A 6,137-nucleotide genomic window follows, 5' to 3' on the forward strand; every position below is an offset into this window, starting at 1 on the left:
ACCACTTCGTCTTCACCCGGCAGAATCGCGGCAAACTCGATGAATTGAGCGCGTTGGTCGAGCGCGGCCAGTTGCGGCCCCACGTTGGCGCGGTCTATTCCCTCGCCGACATCCCGCTCGCCCACGCCCGACTGGAGAGCGCCAACAACGGTCTGCTGGGAAAAATCGCCATCGCCGTCGAGCCTTCGCTCATCGCCTGAATCCGCTTACTGATTTTGGAGAAACATCATGGTTTACGAGATCGCTGTGCTGCCCGTTCACCCGCATCAGACTGAAGCCTTCCGACGCGCATTTGCCGAAGTCGAACCGTTGCTCACCCGCGCCAAGGGATATGGCGGCCACTTGCTGGCGCAAGGTATTGAAACCCCCGAGCAATTCAATTTGATCGTGCGCTGGCAATCGCTTGAGGATCACTCGCCGGGGTTTGAAGAAAGCGAAGACCACCAGCGGTTCATGCTGGGGCTGGAGGATTACTTTTCGGCAGAACCGAGGGTCTATCACATTGAGGGTGGTGCTTTTCCGGGTGGCGACTTGAGCGTTGCGGGCAGCAGCTCAAGCACAGGGAGTTGAGTGTTCTGATGGCTTTCGTCACAAGCGGCTGCTGCCGATTTTCCCCCCGCGTTGAACCACTGCAATGATGGTAGGCTGCACGAGGTCAGCCGTACCTTCTGTACTCCTGAGTTCGTTCTTTTACTGTCTGCGCCGGCGCGCCTGTCGGCGCAGATGGATTTCCTCTATGGACTACAGCCATGCGCCTGCCAGATTTCATTCTCGAAAACCTAGAGCCGATCCTGCAGGCCTGGGAAGATTTCGCCCGCACCATCGAGACGCCGGGTGCGGAACTCGATAACGCTGCGCTGCGCGATCACGCCGAGCAGATGTTGCGCGCCATCGTCATCGATCTGCGGACCAAGCAGACCATGAGCGAACAAATCGCCAAAGCCCAGGGCCAGGCGCCGCGCGACGATGAAGAAACAGCTGCGGAAACCCACGCGGTGACGCGGCTGATGGCCGGTTTTACCATCGACCAGATGGTGTCGGAATACCGCGCGCTGCGCACCAGTGTGCTGAGCCAGTGGCTGCGTCAGGTCAAGGATGGCAAATCGGTGAATGTCGACGATATGACACGCTTTCACGAAGCCATCGACCAGGCGCTGGCCGAGTCGATTGCCAGCTACTCGCGCGCCGTCGAGGCGTCGCGCAACGTGTTTCTGGGGATTCTCGGCCATGACTTGCGCACGCCGCTGGGGGCGATTCTGCTCGGTGCGGATATGTTGCGTCGTACCGAAGCCACCGACCCGCGCACCGGCAAAGTGGCCAGGCAGATCTACGCCAGCGTGCAGCGCGCCAGCCAGATCGTGGGCGACCTGCTGGATCTGACGCGCTGCCAGATGGGGCCGGGGATTCCGGTGAAAAAATCCCTGATCGATCTCAGCCCTGTGTGCGAGCGGGTGATCGAGGAAATCCGCGCCTTTCATCCGCAGGCCAACGTTCGGTTCGATGCGACGGAAGCGGTGATGGGAGCGTTCGATGGCGCCAGGATGGAACAGGTGTTTTCCAACATCATCAGCAATGCGGTGACCCACGGCGATAATCAGTTTCCGGTTACGGTTGCACTGGAAGCGCGGGAGGATTGCGCGGTGTTCACGGTGCACAACGGCGGGGAGCCAATTCCGGAAGATGTGTTGCCGTTCATCTTCAACCCGATGGGGCGCTTCTCGCAGCGCTCCGTGGTTGATCACGGGCCGGTTGCCGGGCTCGGTCTAGGCCTGTTTATCGCTTCGGAAATCGTCGCCTCGCATGCCGGCTCGATCGAGGTCAGCTCTGACCTGGAAGGCGGAACCGTGTTTCGCGTAAAGCTTCCGGTTAATACCGAAAGCCCCGTCACCATCTAGGCCAATCGATGGAGGGCCGGCCCCGGCCCTCCAGCCTGATCACTCCTCCATCACCTCAACCAAACCCCGGTCCTCACCGAGGAACCCGCCGCTCTGGTGCTGCCACAGCCGCGCATAGGTGCCGTTCTTCTCGAGCAATTGCGCGTGGGTGCCTTGTTCGATGATGCGGCCTTCGTCCATGACGATCAGCCGGTCCATGGCCGCAATGGTCGACAAGCGGTGGGCGATGGCGATCACGGTTTTGCCCTGCATCATTTCATCGAGGCTTTCCTGAATCGCGACTTCAACCTCGGAATCCAGTGCGCTGGTGGCTTCGTCGAGCAACAGGATCGGTGCGTTCTTCAGCATCACCCGGGCGATGGCGATGCGTTGTCGCTGCCCGCCGGAGAGCTTGATACCGCGTTCGCCGACCAGCGTGTCGTAACCGCTGTGGCCCTGCTTGTCGCTCAACTGGCTGATAAAACCATCGGCCTGAGCGTTCACTGCCGCGCGATGGATGTCTTCGTCGGTGGCGTCCGGGCGACCGTAGGCAATGTTGTCGCGGATCGAACGGTGCAACAGCGACGTGTCCTGGGTGACCATGCCGATCACGCTACGCAGACTGTCCTGAGTCACCTCGGCGATGTTCTGCCCATCGATGCGGATCTCGCCGCGATCAACGTCGTAGAAGCGCAGCAGCAGGTTGATCAGCGTCGACTTGCCCGCACCTGAGCGGCCGACCAGGCCGATTTTTTCGCCGGGGCGAATGTGCAGGGTCAAGCCGTCGAGCACCTGGCGTTCGCCGTTGTAGTTGAAGCTGACATTGTCGAAAACCACTTCGCCGCCGGCCGGCTCCAGCACTTTGGCATCCGGCGCATCCTGGACTTTCGGGCCGCTGGTCAGGGTGGCCATGCCGTCCTGCACGGTGCCGATGTTTTCGAACAGCGAAGTCATCTGCCACATGATCCAGTGCGACATGCCGTTGATGCGCAATGCCATGGCGGTGATCGCCGCGACGGCGCCGGTGCCGACTTCGCCCTGATGCCACAGCCACAGCGCGTAACCGCCGGCGCCGAGAATCAACGCCACCACCAGCGCCTGATTGACGATTTCGAACTGACTGACCAGCCGCATCTGGCGAAATCCGGTGAGCTTGAAATCTTCCATCGCTGCACGGGCAAAGTGCGCTTCACGCTTGGAGTGCGAGAACAGTTTGACCGTGGTGATGTTGGTGTAGGCATCGGCAATCCGCCCGGTCATCGACGAGCGCGCATCGGCCTGTTCCTGGCCGACCTTGCCCAGACGCGGGACGAAATACACCATCGCCAGCCCGAACAGAACGATCCACGCCAGAAACGGCAGCATCAGCTTCAGCGCAAAGCCACCGGCCAGCGCAATGATCGCGATGAAGTACACGCCAATGCCGGGGAGGATTTCGATCAAGGTGAACAGCACCTCGCGCACCGACAACGCAGTCTGCATGACCTTGGTCGTCACCCGGCCGGAGAACTCGTCGGAGAAGAACGACAGACTTTGCCGCAGCATCAACCGGTGAAAGTCCCAGCGCAGGCGCAGCGGCAGATTGATCGCAAGGATCTGGTGTTGGACCATCGTACGCAGCGCCACCAGGCCGATGCTGACCACCAGCACGATGCCGATGCCCCACAACACGCGGCTTTCCTCATCACCGGCAGCGCCGCCGGATTGCCAGGTCGAGAGCAGGTCCACCACTTGCCCGAGGAACGAAAACAGCCATGCCTCGTAGATCGACACGCTGGCGCTGAGCAGGGCGAAGGCCAGAATGTAGCCGCGCGCGCCCCGGGTGCACGCCCACAAGAAGCGCATCAGGCCGACTGGCGGTGGCGGCGCCTCGTCGGGCGGGAAGGGGTCGAGCCTTTGTTCAAACAGGCGAAGCATTGCGGTCTCCGAAGTGATCAGGGTGTGGGGATTCTGCCATCTATCGGCGGCGTTGCGGGGTTCACTGTAGTCATCAGGACGAATCCGTGTGCCTTGTCTTGACCGCAGCCAGGCGCAGAAGCTCAACGCAATCGTGCCAAGCGCAACCTTTCGTCGCTGATGCAGACCTGACACGGCACGCTCATCAACCTCTTTGAACTCTCGCGCAAGCTGCTCCGTCATCTTCTATGTGGGGGCTCGAGGCAATGTTGCCGTGTAGTCCCGTTTTTCCGTTTTCAAGTCAGAACGCGAGGGGCCACATGAATACTCAAGACAGCAGGGCAGGCTTTGAATCAGGTGATCCGAACAGCAAGCCTGGACAGGCTTTTGAACATTTGAAGGACGACGTCAACGAAGCAATTGGCGGCGCGCGGCAACAGGCCGACGCGCAATTCGGACAGTACCGCGACACCGCGGCCGAACAGATAGAAGCACTGGCCCAAGGGGCGAAGAGCTTCGTCTCGGAGTTGCAGGACAAGGACACGCTGGGCATGTCCGACTACCTGACGGACATGGCGGATTCCATGACCGGGCTGGCGGGCAACCTGCGCGGCAAGAGTGCCGAGCAGTTGCTGCACGATGCGGCGGATCTGGCGCGCAGCAATCCGGGGCTATTCATCGCCGGCAGCATCGCCATCGGTTTCGGCCTGTCGCGGTTTCTCAAAGCCGGCACGGCCGCAGCAGCGACGGTCAGCGCCGAGCATGATCCGGCGGCGGGCACGACATCGACGCCACCGCCAGCCGATTACGGCGCGCAGCGGCCTTATGAATCGTCAATGCCGCCGTCGACCCACGCTAATCCGGGACTGGCCACCGGCATCACTCCGACCTCACCCAGTGACAGCGATCACCCCGCTGATTTTGCCGCGGCTTCCGTACCGCACGCACCCGACGCCAAAGGAGAACTGTGATGAACAGAGATGAATCTGATCTGAGCGGGGCAAGGCCCCTCGGCCAAACGGATGATGCTTCGGTGGTCGGTCTGTTGCGGCAACTGTCCCGTGAAGTTCCAGCGTTGTTCACCAAGGAGCTGGCATTGGCCAAAGCCGAACTGCAGAACAGCCTCAGCACGCTGAAGGCGGGCATCGGCGCGGTTGCCGGTGGTGCGATCGTGTTCCTCGCCGGCTTCATCATTCTGCTGATGTCGGCGGTGTACGGCCTGAGTATGTTCATGGCGCCATGGCTGGCCGCGCTGATCGTCGGCGTGGTGGTGATGATCATTGGCTTCGCCATGCTGCAATCCGGGAAGAAGCAATTCGAGCCATCTCACTTCAAACCTGATCGCACCCTCGACGCCTTCAACAAGGATCAGGAAGCGCTGCGGAGGAAAGTCTCATGAAAAGCGAACTGGATATCGAAGCGGAAAAAAGCCCGGAGCAGATCGAGCGCGAAATCGATGCGCAACGCGCGAGCATCGGCAACATCGTCGATCAACTCGAGAGCAAATTCACTCCCGGGCAAATGATCGATCAGGCCTGGGGAATGATGCAGAGCAACGGCTCGACGTTCTTCACCAACCTCGGCACCAGCGTGCGCAATAACCCGGTACCTGCGGTGCTGACTTCCGTGGGGCTGCTCTGGCTGATGATCAGCCAGAATCGCCCGCCAGTGCCGCAACCGACCTATCGCAGCGGGCCGGATCAGGACAAGGCCGGCGAGTGGGCCGACGGTTTGGCCGACGGCATCGACAGCGCCCGCGCGCATTTGCATTCGACCACTGACTCACTGAAGGACGGCTACCAGACGCTGAAAGGCAAGGCCAGCCACCTCGGGGAAAACGTCGGTGCGGCGAAGGAAAATCTGAGCCATGCGATGCATGACGCCAGTGATCGACTGTCGCGTAATTCGCAAGTGCTTGGCCAGCAATTCAGCCACATGCTCAAGGAGCAACCGCTGATGGTGGCTGCCGCTGGGGTTGCGCTCGGTGCATTGCTCGGCGCGGCGTTGCCGACTACCTCCACTGAACAGCGCTACATGGGCCGTACCAGCGCTGGCATGGTCGACAAGGCCAAGCAGAAAGCTCAGGAAGGGTATGAAGCAGTGCGTGACACGGTGACTCGAACCACTGAACAAACCGAAGTGGAGACCAAGCCGGAAACGGCGCGGCCTTCGTCTTCCGATTTGTCACAGGGGTTGGGTACTTCTTGATGGTGAAAAACAAGGGAGGCCTGCAATGGGCCTCCCTTTTTATTGGACTGCGGGTCAGGTCGATACCTCATTCTGCAGGCCTTTCAAATATTCGACCAACGTCTGCGCGCACGCTTCAATCGCGCCATCCACGACCAGTTCAAACCCGTGGGTATTCTC

Annotated in this window: 8 protein-coding genes; 6 read left to right on the forward strand and 2 right to left on the reverse strand. The window is 60.7% G+C overall.

Features of this window, described 5'->3' with window-relative positions; genetic code table 11:
* The 3 genes from OQK_RS21950 to OQK_RS21960 all read left to right on the forward strand — a co-directional run.
* The coding region (locus tag OQK_RS21950) for a zinc-binding dehydrogenase (RefSeq protein WP_038861545.1) at window positions 1-200 on the forward strand (200 nt) is incomplete at its 5' end.
* A gap of 28 nt (window positions 201-228) precedes the next feature.
* Window positions 229-570, forward strand: coding sequence for an antibiotic biosynthesis monooxygenase family protein (locus tag OQK_RS21955; protein WP_016774292.1), 342 nt, complete (start codon window positions 229-231; stop codon window positions 568-570).
* A 179-nt stretch (window positions 571-749) separates the two neighbouring features.
* Window positions 750-1,895 carry an ATP-binding protein gene (locus tag OQK_RS21960; protein ID WP_016774293.1) on the forward strand — a complete coding sequence of 382 codons (1,146 nt, stop codon included), beginning with the start codon at window positions 750-752 and terminating at the stop codon, window positions 1,893-1,895.
* Window positions 1,896-1,934: 39 nt separating this feature from the next.
* Here the strand turns inward: OQK_RS21960 and OQK_RS21965 are convergent, their stop codons facing one another.
* Window positions 1,935-3,791, reverse strand: a complete 1,857-nt coding sequence (locus OQK_RS21965; RefSeq protein WP_016774294.1) for an ABC transporter ATP-binding protein — start codon at window positions 3,789-3,791, stop codon at window positions 1,935-1,937.
* Between the two features lie 299 nt (window positions 3,792-4,090).
* Between OQK_RS21965 and OQK_RS21970 the strand changes: the two genes are divergently transcribed.
* From OQK_RS21970 to OQK_RS21980, 3 genes are read left to right on the forward strand one after another with little or no spacing between them, the layout of a single operon-like run.
* A complete protein-coding gene (locus OQK_RS21970) occupies window positions 4,091-4,741 on the forward strand; it encodes a hypothetical protein (RefSeq protein ID WP_016774295.1) in 651 nt (216 codons plus the stop codon).
* Complete coding sequence (locus OQK_RS21975; protein ID WP_016774296.1) at window positions 4,741-5,169, forward strand: phage holin family protein; 429 nt, start codon at window positions 4,741-4,743, stop codon at window positions 5,167-5,169. The genes OQK_RS21970 and OQK_RS21975 overlap by 1 nt, the downstream gene beginning before the upstream one ends.
* Window positions 5,166-5,978 carry a DUF3618 domain-containing protein gene (locus OQK_RS21980; RefSeq protein ID WP_016774297.1) on the forward strand — a complete coding sequence of 271 codons (813 nt, stop codon included), beginning with the start codon at window positions 5,166-5,168 and terminating at the stop codon, window positions 5,976-5,978. Before OQK_RS21975 ends, OQK_RS21980 begins: the two co-directional genes overlap by 4 nt.
* Window positions 5,979-6,032: 54 nt before the next feature.
* Here the strand turns inward: OQK_RS21980 and OQK_RS32100 are convergent.
* A partial coding sequence (locus tag OQK_RS32100) for a hypothetical protein (protein ID WP_443216341.1) occupies window positions 6,033-6,137 on the reverse strand: 105 nt, incomplete at its 5' end.

The sequence above is a fragment of the Pseudomonas sp. R62 genome (assembly GCF_000257605.1).
In the GTDB taxonomy this organism is placed as follows: Bacteria; Pseudomonadota; Gammaproteobacteria; order Pseudomonadales; family Pseudomonadaceae; genus Aquipseudomonas; species Aquipseudomonas atacamensis.